The following is a 16167-nucleotide window of genomic DNA, read 5'->3' as shown; positions in this document are numbered from 1 at the left end:
CATGCTGGGCGCACGGTGTGAGATTCACATATGGACCCAGACATCGTCATCCTGATGACCGACGAGGAACGCGCCGCGCCGCCCTATGAACCCGAGGCCCTGCGGCAGTGGCGGCAGTCCACCCTGGCCGGGTGGCGTTGGTTCGACGAGCACGGCGTGCGCTTCACCCGGCACTACACCGGGTCGCTGGCGTGTGTGCCGAGCAGGCCCACGCTGTTCACCGGGCAGTACCCGGATCTGCACGGGGTCACCCAGACCGACGGTATCGGCAAGCGGTATGACGATTCGCGGTTGCGCTGGCTGCGCCCTGGTGAGGTGCCGACCCTGGGCAACTGGTTCCGCGCCGCCGGATACGACACCCACTACGACGGTAAATGGCATATCTCGCATGCCGATCTGACCGACCCGAAGACCGGGAAACCGTTGGCCACCAACGATGCCAAAGGTGTCGTCGACCCGGCGGCCGTGCAGAAGTACCTTGATGCCGACCCGTTGGCGCCCTACGGCTTCTCCGGCTGGGTCGGCCCCGAGCCGCACGGGGCGTTGATGGGCAACAGCGGTTTTCGGCGTGACCCGCTGTTCGCCGACCGGATCGTGGCGTGGCTGAAGGACCGCTATAACCGTCGACGCGCGGGCGATGCGGACGCGTTGAAGCCGTTCCTGCTGGTGGCCAGTTTCGTCAATCCGCATGACATCGTGCTGTTTCCGGCGTGGGCCCGACGCTCCCCCTTGGCCCCCTCACCGCTGGATCCGCCGCCGGTGCCGCCCGCCCCGACCGCGGAGGAGGATCTTCGGTCCAAGCCCGCGGCCCAGGCCGCGTTCCGTGAGGCGTACTACTCTGGATACGGCCCGGCCGGGGCGATCGAACGGACCTACCGGCGCAAGGCGCAGGAGTACCGCGACCTGTACTACCGGCTGCACGCGGAGGTGGACGGTCCGCTGGAGCGGGTGCGCCGCGCCGTCACCGAGGGTTCGACGGACGCGGTGTTGGTGCGGACCTCCGATCACGGGGATCTGCTCGGCGCGCACGGCGGGCTGCACCAGAAGTGGTTCAACCTGTACGACGAGGCCACCCGGGTGCCATTCGTCATCGCGCGCATCGGTGCCGGAGCCACCTCGGCACGCACCGTCGACGCGCCCACCTCGCACGTGGATCTGGTGCCGACGCTGCTGGGCGCGGCCGGCGTCGACGTGGCCGGGACCGCCGCGGTGTTGGCCGAGACGTTCAGCGAGGTGCATCCGCTGCCGGGGCAGAACTTGATGCCGGTGGTGGACGGCGCCCCCGCCGATGCGGACCGGCCGGTGTATCTGATGACCCGCGACAACGTCCTCGAAGGCGACACCGGGGCATCGGGGGTGGCACGGATGTTCGGTGTCGCCTCGAATCCCCCTGCACCGCTACGTATCAGGGTGCCCGCAGATGTCGCCGGGAATTTCGAGGGGCTCGTCCAGAGGTACGACGGGCGGTTGTGGAAGTTGGTGCGCTGCTTCGACGATCCGGGCGTCTGGACCGAGCCCGGGGTGCGGCAGCTGGCGTTCAGCGGGCGCGGCGGCGACCGGTACCGCAACGATGTGCTCGATGACCAGTGGGAGCTCTACGACCTGACCGGCGATCCGATCGAGGCCGTCAACCGCTGGGCCGATCCCACGCTCGATGACGTACGCCAGTTCCTGCGCACCCAGCTCAAGCAGGTGCGGGCGGCGTCGGTGCCCGAGCGGCACCGGCCGTGGCCGTATGTGGGTCGGCACACACCGGCCAAGCGGGGCTGGTTGCGGTTCTGACGCTCCAGCGCACCGGGCCGATCGTGTCAGTTCTTGGCCAGACGCACCAAGAACTCGATGGTGGCCTCCGGCTGGATCTCCAGCACCCCGCCGAGGAGCGCGGGCGGGTGGATGCCGTAGTCGGCGAACCTGATCGGAATGCTTCCGGCGACGTCGACCCGGTCACCGTTGCGCTGGATGCTGGTGTGCGCGGATTCCGGCCGCGTGACGCCGTGCAGGGTGACGGTCAGGGGGATCTCCACGTCCGCCGCCTTCCCGGTGTCGGGCACCGATGTGAGGTCGACGGGTGTGGTGACCTTCACCTCGGCGGTCGGGAACTTTCCGGCGTCCATGACGTCGGTGCCGCGGAACTTCTCGTCGCGGCCGCGGTGGGCCGACTGCAGCGATGCCGCATCGACGACGAAATCGGCTGACACCAAGCGGGATTCGGCGACGGTCGCGCTACCGGTGATCTTCGACGTGCGCCCGCTCACCTCGATCGGCTGATACAGCAGCTTCTGACGGGCGCGGTAGCCGGCCTGCGAGTCCGGCTGCACCGTCCAGGACCCGTCGACCCCGGTGGTGGCCGGCTGAGCTCCCGCGGGAAGCGTCAGAGCAGGCTCCGGTGATCCTTCGACAAAGGTACGAAACCCCCACGGGGCCGCAGCCACCGCGGCGACCAGCAGCACAACCAGGACCAGCCAACGCCTCTTCACGACCATCATCGTCGCAGAAGGCCACGGTATGTATGGCCGTACTGTGGTAGATGCCCCAGCTTGGCTAGATTTCAGGTTTGCCCACCTGGGCAAATACCATCAAGGGTGATATGACCGAGAACGCCCTGGACACCCGTACCGCCGGCCGCGTCACCGCCGAGGCGAAGCGCCGCCGTACCTTCGCCGTGATCAGCCACCCCGACGCCGGTAAGTCGACGCTGACCGAGGCGCTGGCGCTGCATGCCCGGGTGATCAACGAGGCCGGCGCCATCCACGGCAAGGCGGGCCGCAAGTCGACCGTGTCGGACTGGATGGAGATGGAGAAGGCCCGTGGCATCTCCATCACCTCGACCGCGCTGCAGTTCCCGTACCGCGACTGCGTGATCAACCTGCTGGACACCCCTGGTCACGCGGACTTCTCCGAAGACACCTACCGGGTGCTGACGGCGGTGGATGCCGCGGTGATGCTCATCGATGCGGCCAAAGGTCTTGAGCCGCAGACCCTGAAGCTGTTCCAGGTGTGTAAGCACCGGGGTATCCCGATCATCACCGTGATCAACAAGTGGGACCGCCCCGGTCGGCACGCCCTGGAGCTGATGGACGAGATCCACGAGCGCATCGGGTTGCGGACGACCCCGCTGACCTGGCCGGTCGGTATCGCCGGTGATTTCAAGGGTGTGATGGACCGCCGGGCGAACAAGTTCATCCGGTTCACCCGGACCGCCGGTGGTGCCACCGCGGCCCCGGAGGAACACATCGCGGCGACCGACGCTCACGCCGCGGCCGGTGATGACTGGGACACCGCCGTGGAGGAGTCCGAGCTGCTGTCGATGGACGGCTCGGACTATGACCGGGAGACGTTCCTGTCCGGCGAGTCCTCGCCGGTGCTGTTCACCTCGGCGGCGCTGAACTTCGGCGTGAACCAGCTGTTGGACGTGCTGGTGGAGCTGGCGCCACCGCCCGGCGCGATCGTGGATGTCGCCGGTGAGCCGCGCCCGGTGAGCTCTCCTTTCAGCGCGTTCGTGTTCAAGGTGCAGGCTGGGATGGACTCCTCGCACCGCGACCGGATCGCGTATGCGCGGGTGTGCTCGGGCACGTTCGAGCGTGGTGATGTGTTGACCCACGCCGGGACCGGCAAACCGTTCGTCACGAAGTACGCGCAGTCAGTGTTCGGGCAGCAGCGTTCGACACTGGACGACGCGTGGCCCGGCGATGTGATCGGGTTGGCCAACGCGGCAGCACTGCGTCCCGGTGACACGCTGTATCGCGATGTGCCCGTGCAGTTTCCACCGATCCCGAGCTTCTCCCCCGAGTACTTCTCGGTGGTCCGCGGCAAGGATCCGAGCAAGCACAAGCAGTTCCGCAAGGGCATCGAACAGCTCGACCAGGAGGGCGTGGTGCAGGTGCTGCGCTCGGACAAGCGCGGCGAGCAGGCCCCGGTGTTCGCGGCCGTCGGGCCCATGCAGTTCGAGGTGGCCGCGCACCGGATGGAGACCGAGATCGGTGCGGCGATCACTCTGGAGTCGCTGCCGTATCAAGTGGCGCGGATCGTGGATCCCGAGGACGCGGAGTTCATGAGCAAGCAGGTGTCCTCGGAGGTGCTGACCCGTTCGGACGGCGTGTTGCTGGTGCTGTTCTCCACCAAGTGGCGGCTGGAGGGGTTCCAGCGGGACAACCCGTCGGTGAAGTTGCGGTCGTTGGTGGCGGCCGAGGGGTAGAACCCATGTACCTCCTGATCGCCTGGCAGGTCAGCATCCCAGCGATCATCGGCATCGGCGTGCTTGCAGCATCCATTCGTCGCGGAATCTCATCAACGAGCAGAAGCAATCCGGAGTGACTCTCTTCTGGGGGTTGTCATCATGTGATGACAACCCCCAGAAGAGAACCACCAAGGGCCCTCCCCAGCGTTCTGCCGCCCGCCACGCGGCGAGCGGCAGAACAGGGAGCAGGCTTAGATCACCAGCACGGGATCGGGTGGAACAGATTCCACAGCGGGCCACCACATCTCATGTGGAAATCGGCCGGCGGCGCCCATCCGCCGGGGTTGTTCCAGTCGCCGGGGGGCTCCCAGCCCTCCGGCGGCCGCCAGCCCGGTGCCGGGTATCCGTCGTTCCAACCGGCCCATTCGGGGTGATGCCAGTCAGCCGGTCCGGGTCCGCGGTTCCAGCCCGGGCCGTTGTTCCAACCAGGCCCGTGCGGACCCCAGCCAGGGTCGGCATTGGCGACACCGGCACCGACACCCATCGCGAGCGCGCCGGTAATCCCCACTGTGGAAATGACTTTCGCAAACTTCATGTCGATGATTCCTTTCACACCTGACGTCGTGGGAACCGCGGTTACTGGGATCGCAACCGCGTGGTACCCGTGCCGGAGTCCCGATTCGGCGGAGGACGTCTGAATGTTAGTTTTGCTATCGACCTTAAGTAGAGGCTATGCGCACGGTCAGGATTGCTTGTACAAGTGATAACCAGAGGTCGCAGTGCTGTCACGAAAAGCCATCTGCCAGCTGGCAATTCGCTGGAAGATCGCGATGACCTGGGGTAACCAGTCGCTCACCGCACTCAGCGCTCGTTCAGCTGACGGATCCGTCTTCCGGTGCAGGCTTGTCCAGGGTCCGCGTCTCGTAGTCGCGACGCTGTTCGGGACGTCCGAGCACGACCTGATTGGGCACGAGCAACCGCTGCAGGGCGCCACGCAGCCGGGGCGGTGTCACAGCCATTGCCAATGCCGCCAGACCGGCCTTGCGCGGCAGAAACAGTTCAGGCTGCCGCCCGTCGACGAGTGCGAGTACCCCGGCGGCGACCTGCTCGGGTGTCAGGAGCGCGACCTTGCCGCTGGAGGTGCCGGCCGCAAGCTCGGTGGCCACCACGGTCGGCATCAACACACTGACGTCGACACCGCTGCCCCGCAGTTCCTCCCGTACCGCGGTGCAGTAGCCGTAGACCGCGTGCTTGGTCGCCGCGTAGGTGGCCTCCCCCGCCGGTGCGAGCTTGCTGGCCGCCGACGCCACCACGACGACGTGTCCCGATCCGCGTTGGCGCATCGCCGGTGTCGCCAGCTTGAACCCGGTGATGACGCCCTCGAGGTTGACGGCGATCTGGCGTCGCATCGCGGCCTCGGGTTCCTGGTCGAACGGGCCGACCCACATCACCCCAGCATTGGCGACCAGTACATCCAGTGCGCCAAGGCGGTTCTCGATGTCATCGAGGAACCGTTGGTAGGACGCGGCGTCGGTGACGTCGAGCTGCACACCGATCGCGCCGGGCAGCTGATCGGCCAAAGCCGTGGCCGCGGTGGCGTCGATATCGCCGATGGCCACCCGGTCGCCGCGCGCAGCGAAGGCTCGGGCCGTGGCAGCGCCGATGCCGCGACCGCCGCCGGTGACGGCGACGATCCTCATTGCGAAGTGCGCTGGATGAACGAGACCACGACCGCCGCGAGCTCAGCGCCCTTGTCCTCCTGCAGGAAGTGACCGCCGTCGGCGATGGTGACGGGTTCGTGGTCCTTGGCTCCGGGGACGTGCGCGGCCAGTACCCGGTCGCCGCCCTTGGTGATCGGATCGGAATCGGAGAACGCACACAGGAACGGTTTCTCGAAGCGCCCCAAGGACTCCCACGCGGCGCGGTTGGCGGGGGTGGCCGGGTCGTCCGGGCTGGTCGGCACTAGCGTCGGGAACTGCCGAGCGCCTTCCTTGAACGTCTCGTCGGGGAACGGCGCGTTGTAAGCGGCGACGACGTCGTCGGGCAACGAGGTGGTGCAGCCGCCGTTGACGATGGCGCCCGCGTCGAACACCGGTGTCTGCTGGCTGAACTGCTGCCAGGCCAGGAACGCCTTGCCCGGCGGACGGTCGCCGGTCGGCAGGAAGGTGTTGGCCGCGACCACGCGACGGAACAGCTCAGGGTGCTCCCCGACCAGGCGCAGTCCGATGAGTCCGCCCCAGTCCTGGCACACCAGGGTGATATCGGCCAGGCCGATCGCGGCAATCGCGTCGCGTACCCAGTCCACATGGGCTTGATAGGTGTAGTCGGTCCGATGCGCAGGCTTATCGCTGCGCCCGAAGCCGACCAGGTCGATCGCGACGGCGCGCAGACCCGCGCTCACCAGGACCGGCACCATATGCCGATAGAGGTAGGACCAGCTGGGTTCACCGTGCAGCAGCAGGACCACGGGTGCGTCGGGTGCGCCCTCGTCGATGTAATGCACGCGTATCGGCGTGCCGTCGGCGCTGCTGACCTCGACGTAATGCGGCTCGAAGTTGTAGCCGGGAAGGTTGGCGAAACGCTCATCGGGGGTACGCAAGATCTCCATCGGTCGACGGTACCGCCCGGTTTTCGCGTACTGGGCCGGTTCGGTGCGAGCTTAGAATCGAGAAACGTCCGCGTTGTGGTCGAGGGGGTAGTTCTCATGGGGAAGTCGTTGCGGGTCGATCCGGCCCAGTTGCAGGTGACCGCGGAGGCGTTGAGCAGTCACGCCGAGTCATTCACGACGGCGCACACGCAGGCGCAGTCGCGGGCAGATTCGGTGGCGCTCGGAGCCGGCAAGGCCGCCGCGGCGCTGCCGGCGATGCTCAGTGAATGGCAGACCTCGGCCAGCCAGTTCGCGGCTCATCACGTCAAGCACGCGGACGGGCACCGGGCGGCGGCCGCGGCGTACACAAAGACCGACGATGGCGCTGCGGACGAGATCGAGGCCGCCGGGCGCGACCTGTAGCTCGTGGCCCTCACCCTGCAGGAACTGTTGAACTGGCCGCCCGAGATCGGCGACCTGGGTAAGGCCGCGCATGACGTGGCGACCAATCACGCCGACTCCGCCGATTTTCTGCGGTCGGCGATGCAGGCGGCGGATTGGGACGGCGGGTCCGGCGATACCGCGCGCCAAGCGGTGTTCTCGACCGCCGGTGATCACGACAAACAGGCCGAACGGATCAAAGCGGCCGCGACCCTGATCGACACCGCACATCAGGAGGCCGACACGCTGGCCAACAAGGTCAAGGACATCCTCAACTACGCGGCCGAGGCGCCGGCGGTGAAGGTGGACCCCGCGACGAATGAGGTGAGCCCACCGGACAGCTACAACTACATGGACGCAGAGACGCAGACCAAGGTGTCCGAGAAGATCGCCGACCTAAAGGCCCGGATCGCCGACGCGATCATCGAGGGCGACCGGATCGATGACGAGCTGGCCAAGGCGATCGCGAAGGCGTCGGGGCTGCCGGAGCCGGCACCGTCTCCGATGACGACGCCGGATCTGGGCCCGCTGCAGCCGGGCGAGTCCCGGAACATGGGCCCGGTGGCGGGCACCGGCGCGCCGATCGACGGGATCAATGCGGCCGACCTCGGTGAGGTGATCACCTTGCCGGACGGGTCGAAGGTGGCGATTCTGGGTGACTCGTATTCGGGCGGCAAGCAGGGCGAGGGCACGCACTACCCGTCCGTGGCCGTGCCAGTCAGTTTCGATTCGCAAGGGAAAGCGCACTTCGGCACGCCGTTGACCGGGCCGGACGGGAAAAACGTGCTGTTCCCACTGCCTCCCGAAGCGGTGCAGGCGGGCGCCAACAACTCCTTGCCGGCGGGCAGTATCACCGTCGGTAAGGACACCTACATGATGGTGGTCGGCACCAACACCGCCGAGGGACTGGCGCCCAAAGGTGGGTCGTGGTTGGTGAAGGTGACCAATGATCCGTCGAAGGGGTGGACCGTGGTGAAGGACAGCTACAAGCCATGGGATCCGGTCGAGAACCCCCTTGCCAAACGCCCATTCGAGCCCCCTCTAATTAGCAACCCGAACTCCGCCCCTACTCAGATCAGCGGCTACCAAGGTAGTGACGGGAAGGTGTATATCGCCGCTGACGGCTTCGACCGCCACCAACCCGTCACCATGTATCGCGTCGACCCCAATCAGATTTTCAATCGTGATGCCTGGGAGCCGTGGAACGGGCAGAGCTTCGGTGGACAGGGAGATTCTGCCATTCCCATCAGCCGGGGCGTGTTCGGCGAATTGAGCATGCGTGAAATCGACGGCCGGCCGGTACTCTCCGGTTTCAACTCCACCACCGGGGCAACGGAGGTGCGCGTTGGCAGCGGTATGCCGACGGAGATCTTCAACACTGCCGAGCCCACGGTCGTCGCCGCTGGCGGTCTGTGGAATCAGCCGGTTCCCGGGCAATACCCGCAGAACTACGGCGGCTACATTCTGCCGGGTTCAACCCTGAACAACATGGGCATTCTGGTCAGTCAGTGGAACACCAGCACCGGCAATCCGTACGTCGTGGAGCAGTTTCAGGTGAATCCGAACCGTTGATGGGCTGTTAACGCATACGCCATCCGCACCGATAGGACAGACATGATCGCCAAAGCCCTCGCTGTTGCCGCCGCCACCACCGGGTTGGTCGCACTCAGCGTATGCACCGCACTGGCAGACACTCCCCGCTTCCCCGACATGACCGCCTATGCCCCCGTCGACATATTGGATTATGCAATCGACACCACAACGCCCGGCATGCCCAGCTCGGAGATCTACTTCGCCACCCCGGACGGTGTGATCTGCAATATCACAGCAGTTCAAGCCCAGTGCAGCGGCAACAATCTCCCCGCGATACCTCCGGCGGTCTCCGACCCTTCGAGAAATTTCAACCGAGTCAACTGGATTGGCACAGCCTCCGGTTTGAAACAGACCAATGAAGGTGCCGTACCGAACCCGCTGAATGGGCAAACCATCAAGACGCTGCCGCCGCTTCACTCAATCTCCGCCTTCGGCGCCCTCTGCGGTGTCGATGACAAAGGAACCACTGCCTGTAAAGACTCGAGGGGACGTGGGTTCGTTCTATCCCCTCAGGGATCGGGCTGGCTGCCAAAGGTCTAGCAGTATGACGATCCGCTCGATGTCTGCACTGGCCGCGGCAGCACTGCTCGTTGGAGCGCATTCTCCCGAAGCGCACGCCGACACACCGACGTTCCCTGATCTCAGCCGCTATACACCGGTCGACTTCGCCGACTACGCCATCGACACGTCGACACCGGGATTCACCGCCAGCACCATTGCTTTCCTCACACCGGACGGCATTTCCTGCGACTTCATGATCGAGCAAGCCCAATGCACAGGGAACAACTTTCCGGGTGTGCCACCAGTCAAGACGGATCCCGCCCGAGGACTCAATGGCGCCAATTGGATTGGCACGCTGACGAAATTGAAGAAGACAGGTAATCCGGTCGCCGTGAACGGCACGCTTCGAGGCCATCCTCTCAAAGTGCTCCCGCCGTTTCACTCGATCACCTTCAACAGCATGACCTGCGGCGTCGACGACAAGGGCACCACCGCCTGCAAGGACGCACAGGGTCGCGGCTTCATCCTGTCCCCCGCCTGGTCCGGTTGGCTGCCGAAAGTCTGACGGCACTAAACGCCGCTTCAGGCGCGATCTCGACGCCCGATCTTGCCCCGTCCCGCCGGGCAGTAGTCTTTGCGTGCGCAAGATCAGCCCGTACAACGACGTCGGCTCGATGCGACACGTGCAACGGGAAGGCAGCGGTGGGGCAGGATCTCGAGCACTCAGCTCGGCGTGGCTGGGTTGCCGGTGCGGCGTCAGCGCTCGCATACGGCTCGATGCCGGTGGCGGCCGTGTTCGCCTACAACGTCGGCGCCAGTCCCGCGGTGCTGCTCACCATCCGCGGCATCCTCGGTACGGCCGTCATCGCCGCGCTGTGGCTGCTGAGCGGCCGGGCTCGGCGACTGCCGTGGCGACCGGTGCTGTGCATGCTCGCGTTCTGCGGTCCGCTGTTCGGGGCGCAGGTGCTCGCGTTCTTCATGGCCGTCGAACACGGCGGTGCGCAGATACCGGTCATCGTGGTGAACGTCTGCCCGCTCATGGTGATCGCCCTGGTGTGGCTGCGCGACCGGGCCCCGGTACCCAAGTTGCTGATCCTGCTGGCCTGCGTGGCGATCGCTGGGTTGGTGATGGTCGGTGGCGCCGGATCGGGCGCGGTGTCCGTTGCGGCGGTGGTCCTCACCTTGCTCAGTGCGGCGGGCTATGCCGGGTATCTCGTCCTGAGCGAGCGGTGGGTGCGCCAAGTCGGCACCGTGGCCACCGCCGCCTTGGTCACGATCGGCTCGACGGTGACCACCGGACTCTTCGCCGTCGTCTCCGACGAGCATTTCTCCGTGCCGGCCGGCGTATGGACGGTGGCCGCCATCCAGGGTGTGGTGTTGATGCCCATCGGCACCGGTGGCGCCCTCTTTGCCGTCCGCACGCTGGGCTCGGTGCCCCTGAGCCTGCTCGGCGCTCTCGAACCCGTCATCGGGATCACCTTGGCAGCAACACTTTTGGGCGAGCGCCTGGACCCAGTCCAGTGGATCGGTGTGGCGGTCATCTTGATCGCCTGCGGTGCCGTGCCCTTCGTCGCCGACCGGAGCAAGGAGCCGAGCGCCGCCGCGCAGCATCCGTTGAACGGGCTCGGAGCTGGCGAGTCTCCGCTCCCGGAGACCTGAGCCCTAGCGGAACCTACCGATGATCGGGATCTTGTCCAGAATCCGGTCACGCAGCCGGGGTGGCTGCGGGGGCGGGGCTGCCGGCTGCGGCAGGTAGGCCGGCGGCAGCACGGGTGCGACGTTGGCCGGCGCGGCGGGCTCCGGAGCGGGCGGCGGTGCGGCAGGGGCCGGTGCCGGCGCCTGCGGGGCGGGCACGTTCATGAGGGCGAAAGGCTTGCGGGCCATGGCCCGGACGGCGTCCGCGCTTGGTGGCGGAGGTGCCGGACGGGCGAGGGGTGCCGAAGCGGCGACCGACTCGGGCTCTGTCTCGCTCACCTGGGGCAAACCATGCGAGGCAAGCACCACCGACACCGACGTCACGAACGCCACGCTCGCCACACCCAGTGCCGAGGCCAGCAGCTGAACCCGGGAGAACCGCGGCTCGGCGGGCTCAGTCGCGGGCTGGCTGGCCAACAATGCCGACGCCAGCGCCGCGCCACGCGTCATCGCGAAGTCCGCCTCGGTTGCGGTGACGACGGGACGGTCAGTCTCCTCCTGCAGGGCTTCGACGAGTTCCTCAGAGTCTTCCGAGCCGAGGACGAACACGGCGTCCGGGCTGGGGCGCGCACTGCGCACCACCGCGCACACCCGCTCGATCAGCGTGGCGGCATCCATGCGGTCGATCTGTTCCACCGCCACGTGGTAACCGTCGACGGTCGCGACCACCGCCGCATCCGGTTCGACGATGCACACGACCAGGAAGTCATGCCCCGTCATCTCGGCGATGCCGCGGGCGAGGGCTTCGGTGGCTTCGACTTCCCGGATGGCCACCACGGGTGCTCCCCCGCCGTAGACATCGAGCGCCTCGCGCACCTTGATCGCGTCCGACTCGGCGTCCGGCGTCCAGGTCAGCCCGACGGCGGCAAGCTCCTCATCGGCGGGCAGTGTGGCCAGGTAGTCCTGGATGCCTGCGGCGTCGAGCACCGCCCGGTCCAGGTGGTCTCCCTCACCGGTGGCGCCGTCAACCAGCTCGCCGCGTATATCCCTCGTCGTCACCGAAAGGCCCAGTACGAGGCTCATGGACTTCCCCCTGATCCGTCGACTTCAGGGATGAGGTTACCCATTTGTGACCGACCACCACGCACCTGCTCAGGGCTCGGGCTGCGTGATGAGCACCGCGACATGGCGAACACCCGCATCAAAAGTGGGTGGCTGCCCTGGTCAGTTTGGGCGAGTTGCGCCAGGTAGACGTCGGTCTCCAGCCCAGAACACGCCCCGTCCAGTCGCCAACCGAGCGAGTCTGCGCCCGGATTCAGAAGCCGAAATACACCGCGGCCATGTCCTCGCCGCCGTGGCCGGCTTCGCTGGCGGCGTCGAACGCGGCGCGGACCCCGTCCACCAAGGCGGTCGACAGCCCCGCTGCCGCAATCGCGTCACGGATCAGTCCGGTGTCCTTGCGGACACCGTCGACACTGAACTGCGGCGCATAGGACGATTCGATGATCGCCTTGCCCTTCAACTGCAGGTATGGCGAGCCCGCGGCGGACCCATCGAACGCTTCCAAGATGAGTCGCTGATCCAAGCCCAAGCTCTTGGCCAGGGCGAATGACTGGCCAATGGCGGCGGCCAGGGCGCTGATCCAGGCGTTGCAGACGAGCTTGAGCTGAGACCCCAAGCCCGGCTCGTCACCTACCCAGATCGTCTTGCTCCCCATGGCGTCGAACGCCGGCTGCACCCGTTCACGCAGACCGGGGTCGCCGGAGGCCAGCATCACGAGGTTGCCTTGCTCGGCAGGCACTTTGGTGCCCAGCACCGGACAATCCAGGAACGCCACCTCGTGCTGAGCGGCAAGGGCCGCGGTCTGCTCGGCGGCATCGGTGCCGACGGTCGCGCACTGGACGAACACCGCGTCGGCCTCCAAAGCAGGCAGCACCGTGGTCATCACCTCGAGCGTCGCTGCCGCATCGAAGAGCATCGCCACCACGACGTCGGCACCTCTGACGGCATCGGCCGGATCGGAGGCTACCTCGGCGCCGTCGGCGGCCAGCGGCCGCGCCCGCTCGGGCGTGCGGTTCCAGACCGCCACCTCGATTCCCTCACGCAGTAACGACTGCGCCATGCCGGCGCCCATGGCACCCGTACCCAGAACCGCGACTCTCATGGCGTTCATTCTGCCCGGGAGCCGACGGGCCGCGCGCAGCCTAGGCAGCGGCCGCCTCGGAGCTGCCGAGCAATGAACCCCATTCCTCTTGCGCGGCAATATGAGCCGGGCCCGGCGTGCCCTCTATCGGCCGACAGGAAGCCAGATCGACCAATGCCAGCGCGATCGTCGATAGCGGAACACCATGCCGGTGCGCAGCCCCACGCAGTTCGTCCACCGCAGCTTGCGGAGTGCATCGGCGAAGTGCCATCAACACACCCTCCGCCGCCGCGAGCAATCGCTGCTCGTCTGATCCGACGACCGATCCGGGTCCGGCTGCTCCACCAAACATCGTCACAACTCCTTCAGGTCCTTCGAACGAGAGTGCCGTTTCTGCGTCCGCGCGATCGACAGGTGCAGTTTCGACGAAAGGCTGATACCCCAAACAGCAGGGGTTTAGTCCTGGGCAGTCCCCTCCGCGGGGGCAGGGCTTGTGTGGTGTTGACCGGACCCCGTGAACTGGTCCACGGCGAACGAAAGTCGTTCATCGGTGGGTACAGGCGGCAGCATAGCGGGCTGGGGGTAGGTAGCCCAGCGATGAGTGTCGGCGGTGGTGGTTGTAGCCGTGCTTCCAGTCGCCGATGACCACGCGGGCCTGGGCCAGCGACCAGAATCTGTTGATGTTGAGGCATTCGTCGCGGATGCGGGAGTTGAACGATTCGACGTAACCGTTTCGCCAGGGTTCGCCGGGTGGGATGAAGTGCAACCCGACTTGGCCATCGGCCAAGTCAGCCATTGCACCACAAGCTAATTCGGGCCCGTTGTCGCACCGAAGCACCGCGGGATAGGTCCCACGTTCGGCCGCCACGCGGTCGAGCTCGTCGATGAGGTGATCGCCGGTGATGCTGCGCTCGACCATGCCGCCGAGGCATTCGCGGGTGTGCTCGTCGATGATCGACACGATCTTGATCGGCCGCCTGTCGGTGGTCACGTCGAACTGGAAGTCCACTGCCCACACCCGATCGGGTGCATCGGCGACGACCTCCGGCGCGGCGGTGGATGTGCCGTGCCGCTTTCGTTTGCGCCGCTGCGGAACCCTTAGCCCTTCCTCCCGCCAAAGCCGTTGGATCTTCTTGTGATTGATGACCCAGCCTTCACCGCGGGCGTCGTGGTAGGCCGGCCGGAATCCCCGTCGGGGGTGTTTCTTGGCGTAGCTGCGCAGCCAGTCCCGTAAGGCGGCGTCGGGATCCTCTGGTGTCGCCGACGTGGGTTCGTGGCGTTGGGTGTTGCCCGGTGACGCGGCAAGCGAACCGCTCGCTGACCCCCAGCACGCGCTGGAGGTGACGAACGGCGGCCCGCCGGCGTTCCGGGCCTAGAAGTTTCCCTTGGCGATCTCCCGCAGCGCGTCCTTCTCCAGCTCCGCGTCGGCCAACAGCCGTTTGAGGGCGGCGTTCTCGCGTTCGAGGTCCTTGAGCCGTTTGGCGTCCTCGGCCTTCAGGCTGCCGAACTGGTTGCGCCACCGGTGATAGGTGGCCTCGGACACACCCAGTTCGCGGCAGACCGCCGCGGTGTCCTTGCCCTCGGCCAACAGCCGGTCAGCAGCCATCAGCTTGCGCACAATCTGCTCCGGACTGTGCCGTTTCCTCGTCGCCATTATCTTGTCGAGCCTTCCTGCCCACAACGTGGGCCGCAAGACTCTCATAAGCCATGGATCAACCGATCGGGGTCAGGCCACAGCGGCTACACGCTGCCCGTGACTCCAAGATGCCACCATTAACTCCCCATACACCTCAACGAAGTTGATCCACGGATCGTGGCTAAGTCCCGAGAGCGTGCTACGCCTGCTTCAGCTCGAACTTCACGCGGTAGAGAAACCAATCAGTTCTGACCCCGATTCTCTCCGCGTGCGCCTGCACATTCTCTTGCAACTCCTCGTCAGGCTGACCCGTGACGATCATCAGGCGCGCACCTTTGAGCCCTTCACTTTCAGCTAGTGACTTCAGCCCCTTCATATACTTCGCCGCCTGCGCCACAATCCCCTGGTCCGGCTCTTCTGCCTTCAGTTCGATGCCAACCAGCTCGCGCGTCTTCGTATCGATAGCAAGGAGGTCAATCGTTGCGCCCGGTGCGAGACGCTTCTCAAGGTCCGTAAGCCGCAAATTCTTGGTCGCGTTCGCGAGGAACTTCTTATTCAGCCACAGGAACCGTGACAGCTCTGCTTCCTGCTTGAACAGCTCCCGAGTTGGCTGAAGCCCCTTCATATTTCGTTCTGCATCGAAGAAGTAGATCCGCGTTTTCGGGGTATTGAACGGATCAGTCAGTTCGGGGCTGAACTCGACGCCGACCTCTCGTAGTCTGTCGCAGAGGTCGCTAAGCAGCTTCGCAGAGGTCCTCGCGTACCCGCATTCGCGAATGAGGACTCCCAACGTGCTGCTAGGCATATGTCTCAGCAGCCTTGCATCCGGTGAAGTTTGTTCCACACGCAGTCGGGTCTTCGCGATGAGCCGATCAGTACGCTGATCCCGCGTGAGTTTTGCAGGCATGCACTCCCCTTTGCCCTACCACGGCCTACAATTGCACCCAACGTCTGTACGCGGGACTGCACGATTGTTCCTATCACGGTTGCCGTCGAGATCAGGTCAATTCACATCCGCCACGAAGGTCGCAGCACCGGGACAGTTGCCTAGGGCTTGGGCTACCGAGCCAAGGACGGCCGTGCCAGCGTTCGCAGGTACGCGTGTAGGTATGGGCAGACCGAGAAGCGGCGAAAGGGTTCAGCGAACGGGGACGAGCGACGCGACGACGCCGCACAGATACTCAATCTCCGCAGCCGACGGGTGCAACTCAAACGCGTGCACGTGGCACGCCGCACTGAGCCGGCTCCAGGCCCTCGCTGCGGCGTCAGCGGCCTCCTCGCTATCCAGTGACCGCAACACCACCAACTTGCTGCGAGCACTGGCCCACTGAGCGGGTGCGCCGACACTCATGCAGCGTTGGTCGACAATCTCTTCAAGCGCCTGACGCGCCAGAAACGCAGCCATGCGTGAGGACAGACCGTCAGCTCGCGACTCATTTATGATGCGTTGGGCC

16 protein-coding genes and 1 pseudogene are annotated in these 16167 nt (G+C 65.9%); 7 read left to right on the top strand and 10 right to left on the bottom strand.

Annotation, left to right across the window (positions count from 1 at the left end; genetic code table 11):
• Window positions 1–30 precede the first annotated feature (30 nt).
• Window positions 31–1782 carry a sulfatase-like hydrolase/transferase gene (locus tag FHU31_RS10035; RefSeq protein ID WP_167157892.1) on the top strand — a complete coding sequence of 584 codons (1752 nt, stop codon included), beginning with the start codon at window positions 31–33 and terminating at the stop codon, window positions 1780–1782.
• 26 nt (window positions 1783–1808) lie between these two features.
• On the opposite strand, the gene FHU31_RS10030 is transcribed toward FHU31_RS10035, so the two are convergent.
• Window positions 1809–2477 (bottom strand): YceI family protein, encoded by a 669-nt coding sequence (locus tag FHU31_RS10030; protein ID WP_167157890.1) that lies wholly within the window; start codon window positions 2475–2477, stop codon window positions 1809–1811.
• A gap of 110 nt (window positions 2478–2587) precedes the next feature.
• Here FHU31_RS10030 and FHU31_RS10025 point away from each other — a divergent pair, with 110 nt between their 5' ends.
• Entirely contained in the window at window positions 2588–4195 is a 1608-nt protein-coding gene (locus FHU31_RS10025; protein WP_167157888.1) for a peptide chain release factor 3, read from the top strand.
• Between the two features lie 238 nt (window positions 4196–4433).
• Here FHU31_RS10025 and FHU31_RS10020 read toward each other — a convergent pair whose 3' ends face one another.
• The 3 genes from FHU31_RS10020 to FHU31_RS10010 form a co-directional block, all read right to left on the bottom strand.
• The gene (locus FHU31_RS10020) at window positions 4434–4772 is read right to left on the bottom strand and encodes a hypothetical protein (RefSeq protein WP_139169877.1); all 339 of its coding nucleotides are present in this window, start codon (window positions 4770–4772) and stop codon (window positions 4434–4436) included.
• 277 nt (window positions 4773–5049) lie between these two features.
• Window positions 5050–5877 (bottom strand): SDR family NAD(P)-dependent oxidoreductase, encoded by an 828-nt coding sequence (locus tag FHU31_RS10015; protein ID WP_167157886.1) that lies wholly within the window; start codon window positions 5875–5877, stop codon window positions 5050–5052.
• Window positions 5874–6785 carry a haloalkane dehalogenase gene (locus tag FHU31_RS10010; protein ID WP_167157884.1) on the bottom strand — a complete coding sequence of 304 codons (912 nt, stop codon included), beginning with the start codon at window positions 6783–6785 and terminating at the stop codon, window positions 5874–5876. The genes FHU31_RS10015 and FHU31_RS10010 overlap by 4 nt, the downstream gene beginning before the upstream one ends.
• 96 nt (window positions 6786–6881) lie before the next feature.
• On the opposite strand from FHU31_RS10010, the gene FHU31_RS10005 reads away from it, so the two are divergent.
• The 5 genes from FHU31_RS10005 to FHU31_RS09985 all read left to right on the top strand — a co-directional run bounded on the left by FHU31_RS10005 (window position 6882) and on the right by FHU31_RS09985 (window position 10958).
• Complete coding sequence (locus FHU31_RS10005) at window positions 6882–7187, top strand: WXG100 family type VII secretion target (RefSeq protein WP_167157882.1); 306 nt, start codon at window positions 6882–6884, stop codon at window positions 7185–7187.
• 3 nt (window positions 7188–7190) lie between these two features.
• Window positions 7191–8777 carry a DUF4185 domain-containing protein gene (locus FHU31_RS32020; protein ID WP_167157880.1) on the top strand — a complete coding sequence of 529 codons (1587 nt, stop codon included), beginning with the start codon at window positions 7191–7193 and terminating at the stop codon, window positions 8775–8777.
• A 42-nt stretch (window positions 8778–8819) separates the two neighbouring features.
• On the top strand, window positions 8820–9338 hold the full coding sequence (locus FHU31_RS09995) for a hypothetical protein (RefSeq protein WP_167154304.1): 519 nt from the start codon (window positions 8820–8822) through the stop codon (window positions 9336–9338).
• Window positions 9339–9342: 4 nt separating this feature from the next.
• Complete coding sequence (locus FHU31_RS09990; protein ID WP_167154301.1) at window positions 9343–9864, top strand: hypothetical protein; 522 nt, start codon at window positions 9343–9345, stop codon at window positions 9862–9864.
• Between the two features lie 137 nt (window positions 9865–10001).
• Window positions 10002–10958 (top strand): DMT family transporter, encoded by a 957-nt coding sequence (locus FHU31_RS09985; protein WP_167157878.1) that lies wholly within the window; start codon window positions 10002–10004, stop codon window positions 10956–10958.
• A 3-nt stretch (window positions 10959–10961) separates the two neighbouring features.
• On the opposite strand, the gene FHU31_RS09980 is transcribed toward FHU31_RS09985, so the two are convergent.
• The 6 genes and pseudogenes from FHU31_RS09980 to FHU31_RS09955 form a co-directional block, all read right to left on the bottom strand.
• Window positions 10962–12017, bottom strand: a complete 1056-nt coding sequence (locus FHU31_RS09980; protein WP_167157876.1) for a DUF7159 family protein — start codon at window positions 12015–12017, stop codon at window positions 10962–10964.
• Window positions 12018–12249: 232 nt separating this feature from the next.
• Window positions 12250–13197: an NAD(P)-dependent oxidoreductase gene (locus FHU31_RS09975; RefSeq protein WP_263988150.1), complete on the bottom strand. Its 948-nt coding sequence runs from the start codon at window positions 13195–13197 to the stop codon at window positions 12250–12252.
• On the bottom strand, window positions 13139–13429 hold the full coding sequence (locus tag FHU31_RS32165; RefSeq protein WP_409371256.1) for an ANTAR domain-containing protein: 291 nt from the start codon (window positions 13427–13429) through the stop codon (window positions 13139–13141). Before FHU31_RS32165 ends, FHU31_RS09975 begins: the two co-directional genes overlap by 59 nt.
• A gap of 192 nt (window positions 13430–13621) precedes the next feature.
• Window positions 13622–14731, bottom strand: a pseudogene (locus FHU31_RS09965) (IS3 family transposase).
• A gap of 181 nt (window positions 14732–14912) precedes the next feature.
• Window positions 14913–15620, bottom strand: a complete 708-nt coding sequence (locus FHU31_RS09960; RefSeq protein ID WP_167157869.1) for a PDDEXK family nuclease — start codon at window positions 15618–15620, stop codon at window positions 14913–14915.
• Window positions 15621–15851: 231 nt separating this feature from the next.
• Window positions 15852–16118: a hypothetical protein gene (locus FHU31_RS09955; RefSeq protein WP_234901177.1), complete on the bottom strand. Its 267-nt coding sequence runs from the start codon at window positions 16116–16118 to the stop codon at window positions 15852–15854.
• Window positions 16119–16167: the final 49 nt, after the last annotated feature.

This window comes from Mycolicibacterium fluoranthenivorans, assembly GCF_011758805.1.
Taxonomy (GTDB): domain Bacteria; phylum Actinomycetota; class Actinomycetes; order Mycobacteriales; family Mycobacteriaceae; genus Mycobacterium; species Mycobacterium fluoranthenivorans.
The sequence above is the reverse complement of the archived record's forward strand: the minus strand, read 5'-3'. Positions and strand labels throughout refer to the sequence as shown.